This is a genomic window from Pseudomonas sp. 22515 (assembly GCF_052044625.1).
GTDB classification, from domain to species: Bacteria; Pseudomonadota; Gammaproteobacteria; order Pseudomonadales; family Pseudomonadaceae; genus Aquipseudomonas; species Aquipseudomonas alloputida.
Window position 1 is genome coordinate 19373 of record NZ_JBQENN010000042.1, and the last position, 16388, is coordinate 35760.

The following is a 16388-nucleotide window of genomic DNA, read 5'->3' on the forward strand; positions in this document are numbered from 1 at the left end:
GACCTGTGTCCACCATTGATCAGGTGTAGGAGCGGGTTTACCCGCGAATACGGTGGTGGCGGCGACGGTGAACGGCGGGTGGAGATTGGCCAGCAGGCCTGGCCCATTCGCGGGTAAACCCGCTCCTACGGGCGACCGCGCAGGCCTTTCGCCTTTTCTTACCCGCGAAAAGGCCGGCAAAAGCCGCCCAAGCCTCATTGACAACACACAGAACCACCGCCAATAATCACCCAAGTCATACGACAACCTACAACAACTAACAACAAGAGCCGGCCATGACCACTACCCCCTTCAATCGCCTGCTGCTCACCGGAGCCGCAGGCGGCCTGGGCAAGGTCCTTCGCGAACGCCTGAAAGGCTACGCCGAGGTCCTGCGCCTTTCCGACATCAGCCCCATGGCGCCTGCTGCTGGCCCGCATGAGGAAGTCATCACCTGCGACCTGGCCGACAAGGCTGCGGTGCATGCACTGGTCGAAGGCGTGGACGCCATCATCCACTTCGGCGGGGTTTCTACCGAGCACGCCTTCGAAGAGATTCTCGGCCCCAATATCTGTGGCGTGTTCCACGTGTACGAGGCGGCGCGCAAGCATGGGGTCAAGCGCATCATCTTCGCCAGCTCCAACCACACCATCGGTTTCTACCGCCAGGATGAGCGCATCGACGCTCACGCGCCGCGCCGCCCCGACAGCTATTACGGGCTGTCCAAGTGCTACGGCGAAGATGTGGCCAGCTTCTACTTTGACCGCTACGGCATCGAGACCGTCAGCATTCGCATCGGCTCGTCGTTCCCGCAGCCACAGAACCCGCGCATGCTCTGCACCTGGCTGAGCTATGACGACTTGGTGCAACTGATCGAACGTGGCCTATCGACGCCCAACGTTGGCCATACCATCGTCTACGGCGCCTCCGACAATCGCACCGTGTGGTGGGACAACCGCCATGCCGCGCACCTGGGCTATGTGCCCAAGGACAGCTCGGAAGCCTTCCGCGCAGCCGTGGAGGCCCAACCGGCACCCGCCGCCGATGACCCGAGCATGGTCTACCAGGGCGGCGCTTTCGCCGTGGCCGGCCCGTTCAACTGACCCCACGCCAGGAGGCACGGCCATGAACTGCGAACTGATCGTCGACGCCCGTAACGGTACCGGCGAAAGCCCTGTGTGGCACCCCGGTGAACAGGCCTTGTACTGGGTAGACATTCCCGCCCGCCAGTTGCACCGCTGGCAGGCCGCCGATGGCGCGCACCAAGTATGGCAAGGCGACGAAATGCTCGCCTGCATTGCCCGTAGCGGCCAAGGCTGGGTGGCAGGCATGGAAAGCGGCATCTACCAGATCCAGGCCAAAGCCGATGGCCGCCTGGATAGCCGCCTGCTTGCCAGCCTGCAGCATGCCCAGGGCGGGATGCGCTTCAATGATGGCCGCTGCGATCGCCAGGGCCGTTTCTGGGCCGGCACGATGCTGCTGGACATGCAGCAAGGCGCCCATGTGGGTGCGCTGTACCGGCATGACGGCGAAGGCCACCTGCACCTGCAGCAAGACGGCATGATCGTGCCCAACGGCCTGGCGTTCAGCCCCGATGGCAAGCGCATGTACCTGTCCGACTCGCACCCCAACGTGCAGAAGGTGTGGGCCTTCGACTACGACACCGACAGCGGTACGCCGCACAACAAACGGCTGTACGTCGACATGCGCGGCTACCCAGGGCGCCCCGACGGCGCCGCGATCGACCAGGATGGCTGCTACTGGATCTGCGGCAACGACGCCGGGCAAGTTCACCGCTTCACCCCTGACGGGCGCCTCGACCGCTCGCTCAGCGTGCCGGTGAAAAAGCCGGCCATGTGCGCCTTTGGTGGCGCCAACCTCGACACCCTGTACGTCACCTCGATCCGCCCCGCGGGCATCGACCTCGGCGACCAGCCACTGGCTGGCGGGGTATTTGCCCTCAACCCTGGCACAAAGGGCCTGGAGGAACCTGCCTACCGGGGCTGAGCCCCACTACCACACCCACACTTGCACGCCCGAAACCGGATAATAAAAACCACGGAGTTTCATCATGACGTTCAAACGCAAGCTGCTTCTTGCCGTACTCCCGTTCGCCTTCAGCGTGGCCATGCCCGCCTCGGCGCTGGACATCAAGTTCGCCGAAATCCACCCGGCCGGCTACCCGACCGTGGTCGCCGAGCAGAACATGGGTAAAAAGCTGGAACAGGCCAGCAATGGCGACATTACCTTCAAGATGTTCGCCGGCGGGGTGCTGGGATCGGAGAAGGAAGTGATCGAACAGGCTCAGATCGGCGCCGTGCAGATGACCCGCGTCAGCTTAGGGATCGTCGGCCCGGTCGTACCGGATGTGAACGTGTTCAACATGCCGTTCGTGTTCCGCGACCATGATCACATGCGCAAGATTATCGATGGCGAGATCGGCCAGGAGATCCTCGACAAGATCACCAACTCCGACTTCAACCTGGTGGCCTTGGCCTGGATGGACGGCGGCTCGCGCAGCATCTACACCAAAAAGCCGGTGCGCAGCCTGGAAGACCTCAAAGGCATGAAGATTCGCGTACAGGGCAACCCGCTGTTCATCGACATGATGAACGCCATGGGCGGCAACGGCATCGCCATGGACACCGGGGAAATCTTCAGTGCCCTGCAAACCGGGGTGATCGACGGCGCCGAGAACAACCCGCCGACCTTGCTTGAGCACAACCATTTCCAGAGCGCCAAGTACTACACCCTGACCGGCCACCTGATCCTGCCGGAGCCGGTGGTGATGTCCAAGACCACCTGGAACAAGCTCACTCCCGAGCAGCAGGTGCTGGTGAAAAAGGTCGCGCGCGAAGCACAGATGGAAGAACGCGCGCTGTGGGACGCCAAGTCCGCCGCCAGCGAAGAGAAGCTCAAGGCCGCCGGTGTCGAGTTCATCACTGTCGACAAGAAGCCGTTCTATGACGCCACCGCCTCGGTACGCGAGAAGTACGGCGCGCAGTACGCCGACCTGATGAAGCGTATCGACGCCGTCCAGTAATACCAGCCCCTTCCAAGACGACCTCGGCAGTGCGGCCGCCGCCGCCCTGCCGCTTTGGTGATGCCTATGAAATCGCTTTTCCTGAGCGTGAACGACACGCTGTACCGCAGTTGCATCTGGATCGCGGGCCTGTCGATCCTGGCCATGACGCTGATCATCCCGTGGGGCATCTTCGCCCGCTACGTGCTGGGTACCGGCTCCAGCTGGCCAGAGCCGGTCTCGATCCTGCTGATGGTGGTATTCACCTTCGTTGGTGCCGCCGCCAGCTATCGCGCCGGGGCGCATATGGCGGTGGGGATGATTACCGACCGGTTGCCGCCGCTGCAGCGCCAGCTGGTCGCCCTGCTGGTACAACTGCTGATGATCGTGGTGTGCGTGTTCATGACCTATTACGGCACCCGGCTGTGCATCACCACCTGGAACCAGTCGCTGGCCTCGCTGCCCGGTGTGCGGGTCGGCATGACTTACGCGCCGATCCCGGTCGGCGGCGTGCTGACGCTGGTGTTCGTGCTGGAAAAACTCCTGCTGGGCGATCAGAGCAACCGCAAGGTCGTGCGCTTTGATCTGGTCGAAGAAAACGAAGGAGCTGCGTAAATGGAAGCGTTCATTCTGTTGGGCAGTTTCATCGTGCTGATTCTGATCGGCATGCCGGTAGCCTACGCCCTGGGCCTGTCGGCACTGATCGGCGCCTGGTGGATCGACATCCCGCTGCAGGCGATGATGATCCAGGTGGCCAGTGGGGTTAACAAGTTCTCGCTGCTGGCGATTCCGTTCTTCGTGCTGGCGGGCGCGATCATGGCCGAAGGCGGCATGTCGCGGCGGCTGGTGGCTTTTGCCGGAGTGCTGGTGGGCTTCGTGCGTGGCGGGCTGTCGCTGGTCAACATCATGGCCTCGACCTTCTTTGGCGCGATTTCCGGCTCGTCGGTAGCCGATACCGCCTCGGTGGGCTCGGTGCTGATCCCGGAGATGGAACGCAAGGGTTACCCCCGCGAGTTCTCCACCGCCGTAACCGTCAGCGGTTCGGTGCAGGCGTTGCTGACCCCGCCTAGCCACAACTCGGTGCTGTACTCGCTGGCGGCGGGCGGCACGGTATCGATCGCCTCGCTGTTCATGGCAGGGGTGATGCCCGGCCTGCTGCTGAGCGCGGTGATGATGGGCCTGTGCCTGTTGTTCGCCAAGAAGCGCAACTACCCCAAGGGCGAAGTGATCCCGCTGCGCCAGGCGCTGAAAATTGCCGGTGAGGCGCTGTGGGGCCTGATGGCCATGGTCATCATCCTCGGCGGTATCCTGTCGGGGGTGTTCACCGCCACCGAATCGGCAGCCGTGGCGGTGGTGTGGTCGTTCTTCGTGACCATGTTCATCTACCGCGACTACAAGTGGCGCGACCTGCCCAAGCTGATGCACCGCACAGTACGGACCATCTCCATCGTGATGATCCTGATCGGCTTCGCCGCCAGCTTCGGCTACGTAATGACGCTGATGCAGATCCCGTCGAAGATCACCACGGCGTTCCTGACCCTGTCGGACAACCGCTACGTGATCCTGATGTGCATCAACTTCATGTTGTTGCTGCTGGGCACGGTGATGGACATGGCGCCGCTGATCCTGATTCTTACCCCGATCCTGCTGCCGGTGATTACCGGTATCGGCGTGGACCCGGTGCACTTTGGCATGATCATGCTGGTAAACCTGGGGATCGGCCTGATAACGCCACCGGTGGGCGCGGTGCTGTTCGTGGGCTCGGCCATTGGCAAGGTGAGCATCGAGTCGACGGTGAAGGCGCTGCTGCCGTTTTACCTGGCGCTGTTCCTGGTGCTGATGGCAGTGACTTACATTCCAGCGATCTCGCTGTGGCTGCCTAGCGTGGTGCTGTAATTATGACCGGGGGCCGCTTGGCGGCCCCTGGGCTCTTGCAAATGGATCCTGCACATGGCTGTCCCCTCCTCTGCCGTACCCCTGTTCCCACGCAAGCTGGCCATCGCCCTGCTGGCCCTGCTGGCCTGTTCGTTCGCCGGCAACCATGTCGCCGCGCGCATTGCCTTCGATGACGGCACCGGCGTGTTGCTGGCCATTCTCTGTCGCTCGGGCATCACCTTCCTGGTACTGGCCGGGCTGCTGCTGTGGCAACGTCAGGCCCTGGCCCTGCCCGCTGGTGCGCGCCGCTGGCAGCTGCTGCTCGGCTTGCTGATTGCCACCCAGAGCCTCTGCCTGTACTCGGCGGTGGCGCGTATTCCGGTGGCTCTGGCACTGCTGGTGGGCAACACCTTCCCGATGCTGTTGGCGCTGCTCACCTGGGCGCTGGGCGGCGCACGCCCCACGGGCCGCACCGTACTGTTCATGGGCCTGATCCTGTGCGGCCTGGTGCTGGCGCTGGATGTCCCGGCACGCCTGGCCGACAGCGCTGCGGCCAACCCGCACTGGGTGCCGGGGGTCAGCCTGGCCTTCGGCGCCGCCTGTGCCTTTGCCTGCGCCTTGTGGATCACCGACCATAAACTGGCCAGCGTGCGCGGCCCCGTGCGCAGCCTGCTGACTTTGCTGATCGTGTTCTCCAGCATGCTGGTTGCAGGCGCAAGCGGCGTGATGCCGTCCGGTTTGTCACTGCCAGGCAGCAGCAGTGGCTGGGCGGCCTTGGCCAGCCTGGTAGTGCTGTATGGCTTGGCCTTCACCTTGCTGTTCGTTTGTGTGCCAAGGCTGAACATGGCGCAGAACGCACCCGTGATGAACGTCGAACCCATCGCCACGCTACTGCTGGGCTGGGCCTTGCTCGACCAGCAACTCGGCACCCTGCAATTACTCGGCGGCGCGGTGGTGGTGTGCGGCATCGTGCTGCTCACCTACCGTCGGGCCAATTGATCGTTCATTTAAATGGAGCCTTGAATGCCTGCGACCGAACTGCACCTGCAGGACCGCCTGACCCGCCTGAGCCTGGCTCCGGAGTTGGGCGCCAGCCTGGTCAACTGGGAAGTGAAAGCGACCGGGCAAGCGCTGCTGCGCCATTCCGACCTGGCCGCACTGGAAAGTGGTACGCCACGACGCCTCGCCTGCTACCCACTGGTGCCTTGGTCCAACCGCATTGGCGAGGGTGGCTTTGCCCGACCCGAGGGGTGGCAGGCACTGGCACCCAATACCGGGCATGACCCTTACCCGATCCATGGCAGTGCCTGGCAGCAGCCCTGGCAGGTGGAGCACCACAGTGAACAGCGAGCACGGCTGACGCTAGACAGTGCTGTGCCGTTTGCTTACCGGGCCACGCTGGATGTGCATCTGCATGAGGGGTGCCTGAACCTGGACCTGCATATAACCCATCTGGATGAGTCGGCCAACTGGTACGGGTTGGGGTTGCACCCTTACTTTCCGCGGTATCCCGATACCAAGTTGTACGCATCGGCACGCAACGTGTGGCTGGCCGAGGATGGGCGGTTGCCGTCGTACCAGGCCGAGGTGCCCGAACAATGGCGCTTCAATGCCATGGGACGTTTACCCGAGACAGTGGTTGATCACGCCTTCGGTGGCTGGCCAGGCGAGTGCGTGATCGAACAGCCCAGCGCGGGTTATCGACTGGCGTGCAGTGCCAATGGGGCCGAACACTTCTTGCTGTATTGCCCGCAGGGGCAAGGTTTTTTCTGCTTTGAACCTGTTAGCCACCCAATCAATGCGCATCACCTGCCAGGGCGACCAGGGTTGCGGTTGCTGAACCGGGGGGAGGCAATGATCCTGGGGTTCAGGATGCAGTATCGGGCGTTGTGAGCGGGCTGCCTGAAAAAGGGCCGTCACGATAGCGAACATTGTCTGGCGCCATTTCTCGACGCGCTGCACGACCTCAATCCAGCTGCTGATCGCGCAAGTCTTGCGCCAGCATGTCGATAAAGGCCCTGACCTTGGCCGAGCCGTACTTGCTTTCGCGGTGCAGCACATGAATGGGCCAGGGCGCCTCTTCGTACTCGGCCAGCAGCACCTGTAACTGCCCGCTGGCCAGTTCGTCTGCCACCTGGTACGACAGCAGCCGGGCAATCCCCAGCCCGCCGCTGGCAGCTGCGATTGCCCCGTCATTGCTGGTTACCGTCAGCCGTGGCTTCATGCGCACCAAGGTCGGCTCGTCGGTCACTCCGAAGCGCCAACCCGCCCGCGGCGACAGGTTGGTGGTGCCGATTATCGCATGCCCGGCCAGGTCCGACGGGTGCTTCGGCACACCATGGCGCGCCAGGTAGTCGGGTGAGGCACACAACATGCGCCGCACCCTGCCCACCCGCAACGCCTTCAACCCGGAGTCGGGCAACGGCCCGATGCGCACGGCCACGTCCATGCCCTCCTCGACCATGTTCACCACGCGGTCGAGAAAAAACGCGGAAACGTCGACTTCCGGGTACTGCTGCAGGTAACGGACAATGCACGGCATGACGAACTTCTTGCCGAACAAAATCGGCGCGGTCACCGCCAGGTCGCCCCTGGGCGTCGCATTGATGCCGGCAGCGGCTTCATTGGCCTCGTGAATACTGGCGAGGATGTGCCGGGTGTCTTCCAGATAGCGGCCGCCGGCCTCGGTCAGACGCACGCTGCGGGTTGTACGCAGCAACAGTTTGACCCCGAGCTGCTCTTCCAGGGCGCTGACGGCGCGGGTGACGGCGGCCGCAGAAATGTCCAGACGGCGGGCAGCCGCGGCGAAGCTTTCCAGCTCGCCGACGGCGACGAATACCTTCATCAGGTGGATCTGGTCCATGCGGGCTCCTGAGGGTAATGGGGCGTGCGGATTATCGTTCATCTGGATGCGTGGTGTTAGCTGTGCCGGCCTCTTCGCGGGCAAGCCCGCTCCTACGACTGGCTTGAATCAGACATCCAGCACCAACGCCTGCGTCCCCTCCTCCCCCTTCGCTGGCACAGCACAACAGATCAGCACCGACCCTGCTTCCGGCAACTCTGCCGGCGGATTCGGATAATGCACCTGGCCGCTCACCAGCCGGGTCTTGCAGGTACCACACGAACCACCCCGGCAACTGAACTCCGGTGCCAGCCCACGCGCCTCGGCCAGTTCCAGCAAGGTGCCGCTACCGGGCACCCAGCGAGCCTCCTTGGCCGACGCAGCAAAATACACCGGCACCGGTTCGTCGGCGGCAGGCGGCTGTTGCAAGATTGGCTGGTCTGCGTCGCTGTGCCGCCGCAGCGTCGACGGGCCAAACGCTTCGGCGTGAATCCGCGCATCCGGCACATGCACCCCACGCAGCCCTTCGTAAAGCTGCTGGGTGAAGCTGCCCGGCCCACACAGGTAGAAATCGTAGTCGTCCAACGCCAGCGTTGCCTTGACCTGTTCGATACCCAACCGGCCGGCAAACTCGTAATCACGACCGACCTGCGCGTGCCCTTCAGGCTGGCTCAGGGCGCGGTGTATATGCAGTAGTTCGCCAGCCTGTTGCTGCAAGGTCGCCAGTTCCTGCTGGAACGGCAAGTCGGCCAGGCTGCGTGCGCCATGGAACAGATGAATGCGCCGGGCCTGCCCCGTCCTCAACTGCTGACGCAGCATGGCCAGCAACGGCGTGATGCCCACCCCCGCGCCGATCAGCACCAACGGGCGCGTGCTTTGCTGATCAAGCGTGAAGCTGCCCATCGGCGACCGCACATTCAACACCTCGCCGGCCACAACGTGCTCATGCAAATACCGCGAAGCCGGGCCCTGGGCTTTGACGCTGATGCGCAAGAATCCATCGTCGGGGGCACTTGAAAGGCTGTAGGTGCGGATCAGCGCCGGCTCGCCATCACGCGGCACCTGCACAGGCAGATGCTGGCCAGGGGCAAAGGCCACATGGCAGCCTGCCGGTGGTTCGAGATAGAACGAGCGGATGTCGCGGCTTTCCTGCTCCACCCGCAGCACCCGCCAGGCCAGCCATTGGCGCTGTTGTTGCCGCTGCTCCAGGCGCGCATCGGCCTCGGCCCAGGTACCGGTCATCAGACTGGTCGGCGCGTATTCCTTGAAAGCCCAGCGCAGCGCAACGGCTGCCGGACGCCACACCACCTGCTCGACCTGCAGTGTCCATAACCGCTCAGCGCCTTCAAAGGCGTGGATGGCCGGGCTGTCCAGCAGCACCTCGGCACGCCCGTACAGTTGCAACACATTGCCATTATTGAAGTCGATGAACAGCAAGCCGGCCCGCGGGTTGACCACCAGGTTGCCCAAGGTGTTGAAATGCAGATTGCCAGCATAGTCGGGAATCGTCAGCCGATTGCCTTCGACCTTGATGAACCCTGGCCGGCCACCACGGTGGGAGACATCCACCGAGCGCTGGCCGTCAGCATGCTTGACATAGCTGGCGACGAAGAAGGTATCGGCCGCCTGGATCATGCTGACGGTTGAGGTATCCAGTGTTGTCGCATCGATGCGCCCGAGGGCGGGTTCGGTGACGCGGGTGTAGTCACGCAACTGGATGTACTGCGGGCAGTTGCCAAACGCCTGCTCCACGGCCACTTGCAGTTGCCCTTGGGCAGCGTGACGGATCTGCCCGTTGATGCGATTGCGCCGACGGGTGTGCAGTTCGATCCCCAGCAGGCCGACCGCCTGCCCGGCTGCCAACCCGGGGGTGGCGGGGTCATCTGCTGGCAGCGTGGTGTGGATCGTCAGCATACGAGGGTCGGGCGAGCTTACGAACCCTTCTGGCCCCTCCAGCAGCGTGGCCCAAGGCCGCCCCTGGGTATCCACACTGGCGGCGACCATGAAGGGTAACTGGTGATAGAACGTTCGGTGCTGGTCGGGCATGTGGTCACGAATGACCTTTTGCCCGAACGCCTCCATGCGTTCTGCTACACCGACCTTTTCCTGCAGGGTCTTTTCACCCGTATGCCAGGGCGAGGGGCGGTGATCAGGAGATTGTTGCATGGCGGCGTTCCTCGCGATGGCGGGGTTTCAGGCGTGGGTTTGCAGCCCGATCACGGTGCGCGGCATGGGGACGAAACGCGGCAGCGCCTCGATCCGCGCCAGCCAGTTGCGCACATTGGCATAGGGCTCCAGCGACACGTTGCCTTCGGGGGCGTGAGCGATGTAGGAGTAGTTGGCAATGTCCGCGATCGTGGGTGTGCTACCCGCCAGGAATGGCGTCTTCGCCAACTCGGCATCGATCACCTTGAGCAAGGTGTGGGCACGGGAAATCACTTCGTCGGCATTGAATGAAGCCCCGAACACCGTGACCAGGCGGGCGGCGGCCGGGCCAAAGGCCAGCGGGCCGGCAGCGACTGATAACCAGCGTTGCACACGGGCGGCGGCGGCAGGTTCTTCGGGCAGCCAGGCACCGTTGTCATATTTTTTGGCCAGGTAGACGAGGATGGCGTTGGAGTCGGCAATCACCGTGCCGTTGTCATCGATGACCGGAACCTGGCCGAACGGGTTGAGGGCGAGGAAGTCCGGCTGCTTGTGCGCGCCTTTGGCCAGGTCGACGAACACCAGCTCGGTGGGCAGGTTCAGTAGCGAGAGCATCAACTCGATGCGATGGGCATGGCCAGACTTGGGGAAGTTGTAGAGCTTGATCGGGTTCGACATGGGCTTGGCTCCTGGTCAGCGCCGGGATGGGGCTGATGGAGCACATGCTGCACTGGATCGGCTGGCAGCAGAATCAGTGCGCAGGGGAAACCATAATTTCGCAGGGCGGAATAATGGTTTCCAAACACTTGCGCTGGCGCCGGCAGGTGAGCACTAGCCCATGCAGATATCAGATCAGTGCCGCTTTTTGAAATGTCGGTACAGCCCGCGCGCAGCCTCGACCACCTGCGGCACACAGGCCTGGATATCCTCTTCGCTCATCTGGTCCAGCAGCTCGAAATTATCTTCCAGCCCATGTAGCGAAATGGCCTTGAGCAGCGGGTCCTGCTCCGGTGGCAACTCGCCCCAACCGGCAATCTGGGTACCGCGCATGTAGCCGAAACACCACTCCTCCATCACGATCACAGTGCCCTGTTCGCCCTCGCTTTCCTCGAACAGCGGCTCGAACTGGTCGACACCATTGCTGAGTTCTTCTGCCACCTGGCTGGCATAACGCAGCATCAATGCCGTGTAGGCCTCCTCATGCGCGGGCTTCTTGAACTTCGGTACCTTGCCACCCGCCACCGCGGGCAGCCATTGCTCCGGGTGGACAGTGATCGGCGAACTGGCCAGCGCGACGAAAAAGCCATTGAGCTCGGCCAGGTTCAGCACCGAGTAGTCATTGCCATAGGTGATCAGCAGGTCTTCGAGGCGGTCGAGTTCTTTTTTGCTGAGTACGGGGAGCATGGGTAAAAATCCTGGGGAGCAAAAGTGTGTGCACCCTAGCACAGCAACGCCGGAAGGGCTGCCCGCGCGAACGACCGCGCGGGCAGATGGTTCAGGGCTGCAACCAGGCCTGCAGCTCATGTTGCCGGTCGGCGCCTATCAGCAGCCAGAGCAAGATGCGGCACTTGCGCGGGCAGAGTGGCCCAGCCATGTAGACGCCTTTTTTCTGCAAGTCGATTTCTGCACCAGCAAACCCGTAGGTTGCCCGGGCTGTAGGCCCTCTCCCTGTGCGTGTAGCAACCAATACCGGCAAGGTGGGCGCCAAGTGTTCCAGCACTTCGGACCAACTGGCAGAAACATGACCAGCACCGAAACCGGCGATGACCAACCCTTCATAACCCAGTGTGGCCACAGCCTGCAGCAGCGCCGTGTCTGCGTCCAGGCAGGCTTCCAGCAGGGCAACGCGCTGGTCGATGCGATACGGTAACGGCAACACTTCCCGCCGCCCAGGCGGATGGCGATACAACACGCTCCCCTCCACAACGTCGCCCAACGGGCCACATCCGGGCGACTCGAATGCCGCCATCGCCAGGCTGGCCGTCTTGCGAACCCTTGCCGCGCAGTGGACCTGATCATTCATGACCACAAGCACACCTCGCCCATGGCTGTCTTTTGCCAATGCAACCTGGGCCGCAGCCAACACGTTGGCCGGCCCATCATTGCCCGGCTGACTCGCCGAGCGCATGGCACCCGTCATCACCAATGGCACCTCGAATGGCCAGAGCAGATCCAGGAAATAGGCCGTTTCCTCAAGGCTATCGGTCCCTTGGCTCAATACCAAGGCCTGAGCTCCGCGCTCCACCTCGCCCCGGGCCCATGCCAGCACCTCCAGCAACGTCGCGAAGTCCAGCGATGCACTGGGGAGCAGGCACAATGAAGCAACGTTCAACTGTGCCATCTCGCGCAACTGTGGAACCTGAAGCAGTTGCCGCTCACAATCCAGGCTTGGCGTCACACCACCCCCAACCGCACCGGCCCGCATACTGACCGTGCCGCCCAGAGTGGCGATCGACAGCCTGGGCAAGCTCGAATGTTCACTCATGCTTCTCCCCCCACAACCAAACCGACTACCGGCACGATGCCCAGCGTGCAGATGGCCATCGACACCACCTTGCCGATGTAGCCATGCACATAGGCCGGCAACCGCTGAGTGATCGCCACTGCCAGCGGCGGAGCCAACAGTGCACCCAGCACTGCACTGGCCACCACCACTTGCCAACTGCCGCCATGTGTCAACACCGCGGCCGGGACGATCGACACAATCGGAATGTAGGTGGGGTACCACCCACGGGCTTTCCATTGTCCACGCCAGCATACAACCCCGACCAGGGATGCCAGGGCCTGCCCGGCCACCATCTGCATCACCAACATAGAACCGTATGACAGTGCAGCCGGGCTCAACAGGTATGCCAGCAACACACCCAGCAATAGCCCGAGGCTGGCCAGTTCATTACCAAAGAATGGGGCTTCGCTGAAGTCGGCCAGAACGCGCCGCAAAGTCCAGACCACACCGTAGTCAGGCTGATTGACAACCGGCGCCACGACGGTGGGTTCACCGCATTGGCGTACCCATGAAGGAAAGCGCTTGCACAGGATGAAGGCCACGACGCTTGCCACAGCCATGCCACTCACATTGCCCACTACCACGGGCAACTGCAGGGGATAACACAGGTAATTGACCATCAGCAGGCTGGCCGGTGTTACCAGTAGTGCCCCCAGTAGCGCCCCCGTGATCGTCACCCGCCAGCCCGCACCAAAAAGCAAGACCATGGCTGCCGGCAATGACACGAAGGCAACGAACGTTGGTTGCCAGATGCCACTGGCCAAGGTCCATCCCCACAACGCATGGCTGAGCAGCAAGCCCAAGAGCGAGCTGGTAAACACCCATGGCCATAATCCGCTGCCATAGCAAATGGCAAAGCCCTGCCAGCGGTACCCTCGCACCTGCGCCCAGTGCGCCAGGCACGCGCCCAGCAGCAAGCCCAGCGCGGGTAGTTCGTGCTTGTAGAAAGCCACTTCACTGATATCACCAACAATCCAGCGCAAGCGGCTGAGCGGTTCATCGAGCGTCGCCACCCTCTGTGCATAATCCAGCCATTGGCCATGGGCAAGGCTTGCAGCGAGAAACACCAGCAGGCAGCCGAACATCAACACAAGCCAATGCTGCTGTCGTGAGAAGAAGTGCGTGTTCATTCGCAACTCCTCAACGTGGCATAGGTGCATGCAAGCGATAGCCAAGGGTGGCATCGTAGAGGTCGGTTCGCCGGTCTCTTGGCAGGTCGTTGAGGCTGTTCCAGATCGGTGCCGACCGTGCACTGCTCAAATCGACATCGGCATAGATAATCTCCTCGGCTTCTGCACTGCCCACCTCGCCGATCGGCCAGCCATTGGTACCGGCGATCAGCGAGCAGCCCAGGAAGCGCCCGCCCCGTTCGCTGCCGACACGGTTCGCGGCGGCGATATAAACGTTGTTGACATGCGCTGCCGTCATGGTCAGGTACGAGGCCATGCAGCGCCCTGCATCATCGAACAACGGCGGCGGGGTCCATACCCAGTTGTTGAGGCTGCAGATGATGTCGGCACCTTGCGCGGCCATCACCCGTGGTACTTCCGGGAACCAGATGTCCCAGCAGATCAGCAGGCCGATACGGCCGATAGGCGTCTCGAACACCGGGAACCCCAGGTCACCAGGGGTGAACCAAAGCTTTTCCTGGTTCCACAGATGCGCTTTGCGGTAGTGCCCGAGCAGGCCTTCGGGGCCAAACAGTACAGCACTGTCGTAGAGCTTCAGCCCGTCACATTCGGCAAACCCCGCAGCCAGGTATACTTGGTACTGCTTGGCGAAGTCGGCCCAGGTTTTCAGGCAAGGGCCGTCCTGCAGCACCTGCGCATGGGAATAGGCTTCGGCACGGGAGTTGAAGGTGTAGCCCGTGTTGGCCAGTTCAGGCAGTACGATCAGGTTGGCACCTTCGCGTGCTGCGCGCCGGGCCAATGCCAGGCCTCTGCTCACGTTGCTCTCACAGTGCTCAAGACCGACCTGAGGGTCGTACTGGATGACAGCGATACGTACGGGGCTGACGGGGGAACAGGATTCAGACATGGCGGCTTCCTTTTTGTGGTTGTTTTGGAAGGACGCCAGTAAAGCGATGTTGGGCCAGGGAGCGACAGTCAGGAGAGTCTTATGGGACCAAAGGAAAGTCACATAATGGCAGTAGGATTCCCCCTACAAAATGGCCCGTACGCCGTTATTTCCCAACCTGATCTTGTTCGAGAAGCCGGCGGTAGTCGAAGCAGAGATCCGGGGGATTAGGGAAACGTGCGGCCCATGGCTGCATAGGCAGTGATGGGTCGATGGCCAGATCGGTAGGATAATTGTGTGTCGAACCAATAGTCATGTTCTCGGGTTCTCCATGAGTAGAGAACCTGAGAATGATCAATTGCAACAGGCATGAAGTGGTTGCCATCTACCACCCGCCGGCACCTACAGGATCTGAGATACCTGTGGGTGCCGGCTTACAGCGATAAGGTCGTCAGGGCTTACACCGCCAGCGCGCGCTCACGCAGCTCGCTGTTGAGGATGCGGTCGTTCTCGCTGTAATCGACCGGGCAGTCGATCACGTGCACACCCGGGGTCTTGATGCAGTGCTCCAGCAGCGGCAGCAGGCCTTCGGCGCTTTCCACGCGGTGGCCGTTGGCGCCGTAGGCTTCGGCATACTTGACGAAGTCCGGGTTGCCGTAGTCCAGGCCGAAATCGGTGAAGCCCATGTTGGCCTGCTTCCAGCGGATCATGCCGTAGCCGTCGTCACGCAGGATCACCACGGTGATGTGCATGCCCAGACGTACTGCAGTTTCCAGTTCCTGGCTGTTCATCATGAAGCCGCCGTCACCACACACCGAGATTACCGGGCGGTCCGGGTGCACCAGGTGCGCAGCCATTGCCGATGGCAGGCCAGCGCCCATGGTCGCCAGGGCGTTGTCCAGCAGCACGGTGTTTGGCTTGTGCGCTTTGTAGTTGCGGGCGAACCAGATCTTGTAGATGCCGTTGTCCAGGGCGACGATGCCTTCGGACGGCAGTACACGACGGATGTCAGCCACCATGCGCTGTGGGTAGACCGGGAAGCGGTCGTCGTCGGCGCCTTCGGCGATCTGTGCTTCGTTGGCTTCACGGATGGCCATCAGGCGGGTGAAGTCCCAGTGCGACGTGTCGTTCAGTGCTTCACTGATCTGCCACACGGCGTTGGCGATGTCGCCGATCACTTCTACTTGCGGGAAGTACACGGCATCGACTTCGGCAGAGCGGAAGTTGATGTGGATGACTTCGGTGCCGCCACGGACCATGAAGAACGGCGGCTTCTCGATCACATCGTGGCCAATGTTGACGATCAGGTCGGCGGCTTCGACGGCGCGGTGAACGAAGTCGCCCGACGACAGCGCAGCGTTGCCAAGGAAGCGCGGGTGGCGCTCGTCGACCACGCCTTTACCCATTTGGGTGGTGATGAACGGGATGCCGGTCTTGTCGATCAGTTGCTTGAGGACCTTGGCGGTCATCTTGCGGTTGGCACCGGCACCGATCACCAGGATCGGGTTACGCGCGTTCTGCAGTTTCTCGACGGCAGCTTCGATGGCCACGTGCTCGGCCAGCGGGCGGCGGTGCAGGCTGCGCGGGATCGGCAGCGCGTCGGTCTGCTCGGCGGCGATGTCTTCCGGCAGCTCCAGGTGCACCGCACCCGGCTTTTCTTCTTCGGCCAGGCGGAAGGCTTCGCGCATGCGGGCCGGGATGTTGTCGGCCGAGGCGAACTGGTGGGTGTACTTGGTGATGGGGTCCATCATGCCGCACACGTCAATGATCTGGAAGCGACCCTGCTTGGACTTCTTGATCGGCTTCTGCCCGGTGATCATCATCATCGGCATGCCGCCCAGGTAGGCGTAGGCGCTGGCGGTCACCAGGTTGGTGGCACCAGGGCCGAGGGTCGACAGGCTGACGCCGGTCTTGCCGGTCAGACGACCGTAGGTGGCAGCCATGAAACCTGCAGACTGCTCGTGACGGGTCAGTACCAGCTTGATCTTCGACTTGCGCAGGGA

The 16388-nt window shown here is 62.5% G+C and carries 15 protein-coding genes and 1 pseudogene; 7 read left to right on the forward strand and 9 right to left on the reverse strand.

All coding sequences use genetic code 11. The features are described 5' to 3' along the window. The first annotated feature begins 275 nt into the window (after window positions 1–275). The 7 genes from ACTJJN_RS25690 (at window position 276) to ACTJJN_RS25720 (ending at window position 6769) form a co-directional block, all read left to right on the forward strand. A complete protein-coding gene (locus ACTJJN_RS25690) occupies window positions 276–1082 on the forward strand; it encodes an NAD-dependent epimerase/dehydratase family protein (RefSeq protein WP_014755562.1) in 807 nt (268 codons plus the stop codon). A gap of 22 nt (window positions 1083–1104) precedes the next feature. Beyond that, the gene (locus ACTJJN_RS25695; protein ID WP_014755561.1) at window positions 1105–1986 is read left to right on the forward strand and encodes a glucurono-1,5-lactonase; all 882 of its coding nucleotides are present in this window, start codon (window positions 1105–1107) and stop codon (window positions 1984–1986) included. A 64-nt stretch (window positions 1987–2050) separates the two neighbouring features. Further along, entirely contained in the window at window positions 2051–3022 is a 972-nt protein-coding gene (locus ACTJJN_RS25700) for a TRAP transporter substrate-binding protein (RefSeq protein WP_012051448.1), read from the forward strand. A gap of 66 nt (window positions 3023–3088) precedes the next feature. After that, complete coding sequence (locus tag ACTJJN_RS25705) at window positions 3089–3616, forward strand: TRAP transporter small permease (protein WP_003254832.1); 528 nt, start codon at window positions 3089–3091, stop codon at window positions 3614–3616. Further along, a complete protein-coding gene (locus tag ACTJJN_RS25710) occupies window positions 3617–4897 on the forward strand; it encodes a TRAP transporter large permease (RefSeq protein WP_014755560.1) in 1281 nt (426 codons plus the stop codon). It begins immediately after the preceding gene. A 54-nt stretch (window positions 4898–4951) separates the two neighbouring features. Next, window positions 4952–5875, forward strand: a complete 924-nt coding sequence (locus ACTJJN_RS25715) for an EamA family transporter (RefSeq protein ID WP_014755559.1) — start codon at window positions 4952–4954, stop codon at window positions 5873–5875. 24 nt (window positions 5876–5899) lie between these two features. Further along, window positions 5900–6769, forward strand: a complete 870-nt coding sequence (locus ACTJJN_RS25720) for an aldose 1-epimerase (RefSeq protein WP_440781732.1) — start codon at window positions 5900–5902, stop codon at window positions 6767–6769. Window positions 6770–6842: 73 nt separating this feature from the next. Here ACTJJN_RS25720 and ACTJJN_RS25725 read toward each other — a convergent pair whose 3' ends face one another. The 9 genes and pseudogenes from ACTJJN_RS25725 to ACTJJN_RS25765 all read right to left on the reverse strand — a co-directional run. After that, window positions 6843–7739, reverse strand: coding sequence for a LysR family transcriptional regulator (locus ACTJJN_RS25725; protein WP_003254840.1), 897 nt, complete (start codon window positions 7737–7739; stop codon window positions 6843–6845). 108 nt (window positions 7740–7847) lie between these two features. Further along, a complete protein-coding gene (locus ACTJJN_RS25730) occupies window positions 7848–9884 on the reverse strand; it encodes a pyridoxamine 5'-phosphate oxidase family protein (protein WP_014755557.1) in 2037 nt (678 codons plus the stop codon). Between the two features lie 27 nt (window positions 9885–9911). Beyond that, window positions 9912–10541: a glutathione S-transferase family protein gene (locus tag ACTJJN_RS25735; RefSeq protein ID WP_012051444.1), complete on the reverse strand. Its 630-nt coding sequence runs from the start codon at window positions 10539–10541 to the stop codon at window positions 9912–9914. 174 nt (window positions 10542–10715) lie between these two features. Beyond that, on the reverse strand, window positions 10716–11267 hold the full coding sequence (locus tag ACTJJN_RS25740; protein ID WP_012051443.1) for a UPF0149 family protein: 552 nt from the start codon (window positions 11265–11267) through the stop codon (window positions 10716–10718). Window positions 11268–11358: 91 nt separating this feature from the next. Then, entirely contained in the window at window positions 11359–12348 is a 990-nt protein-coding gene (locus ACTJJN_RS25745) for an asparaginase (protein ID WP_047603506.1), read from the reverse strand. Continuing rightward, window positions 12345–13499, reverse strand: coding sequence for a hypothetical protein (locus ACTJJN_RS25750; protein ID WP_017148142.1), 1155 nt, complete (start codon window positions 13497–13499; stop codon window positions 12345–12347). The genes ACTJJN_RS25745 and ACTJJN_RS25750 overlap by 4 nt, the downstream gene beginning before the upstream one ends. A gap of 10 nt (window positions 13500–13509) precedes the next feature. Continuing rightward, window positions 13510–14406, reverse strand: coding sequence for a nitrilase family protein (locus ACTJJN_RS25755; protein WP_012051440.1), 897 nt, complete (start codon window positions 14404–14406; stop codon window positions 13510–13512). 160 nt (window positions 14407–14566) lie between these two features. Then, a pseudogene (locus ACTJJN_RS25760) lies at window positions 14567–14701 on the reverse strand (FAD-dependent oxidoreductase); the annotation flags it as partial. 142 nt (window positions 14702–14843) lie between these two features. Next, a partial coding sequence (locus ACTJJN_RS25765) for an acetolactate synthase large subunit (RefSeq protein ID WP_440781683.1) occupies window positions 14844–16388 on the reverse strand: 1545 nt, incomplete at its 5' end.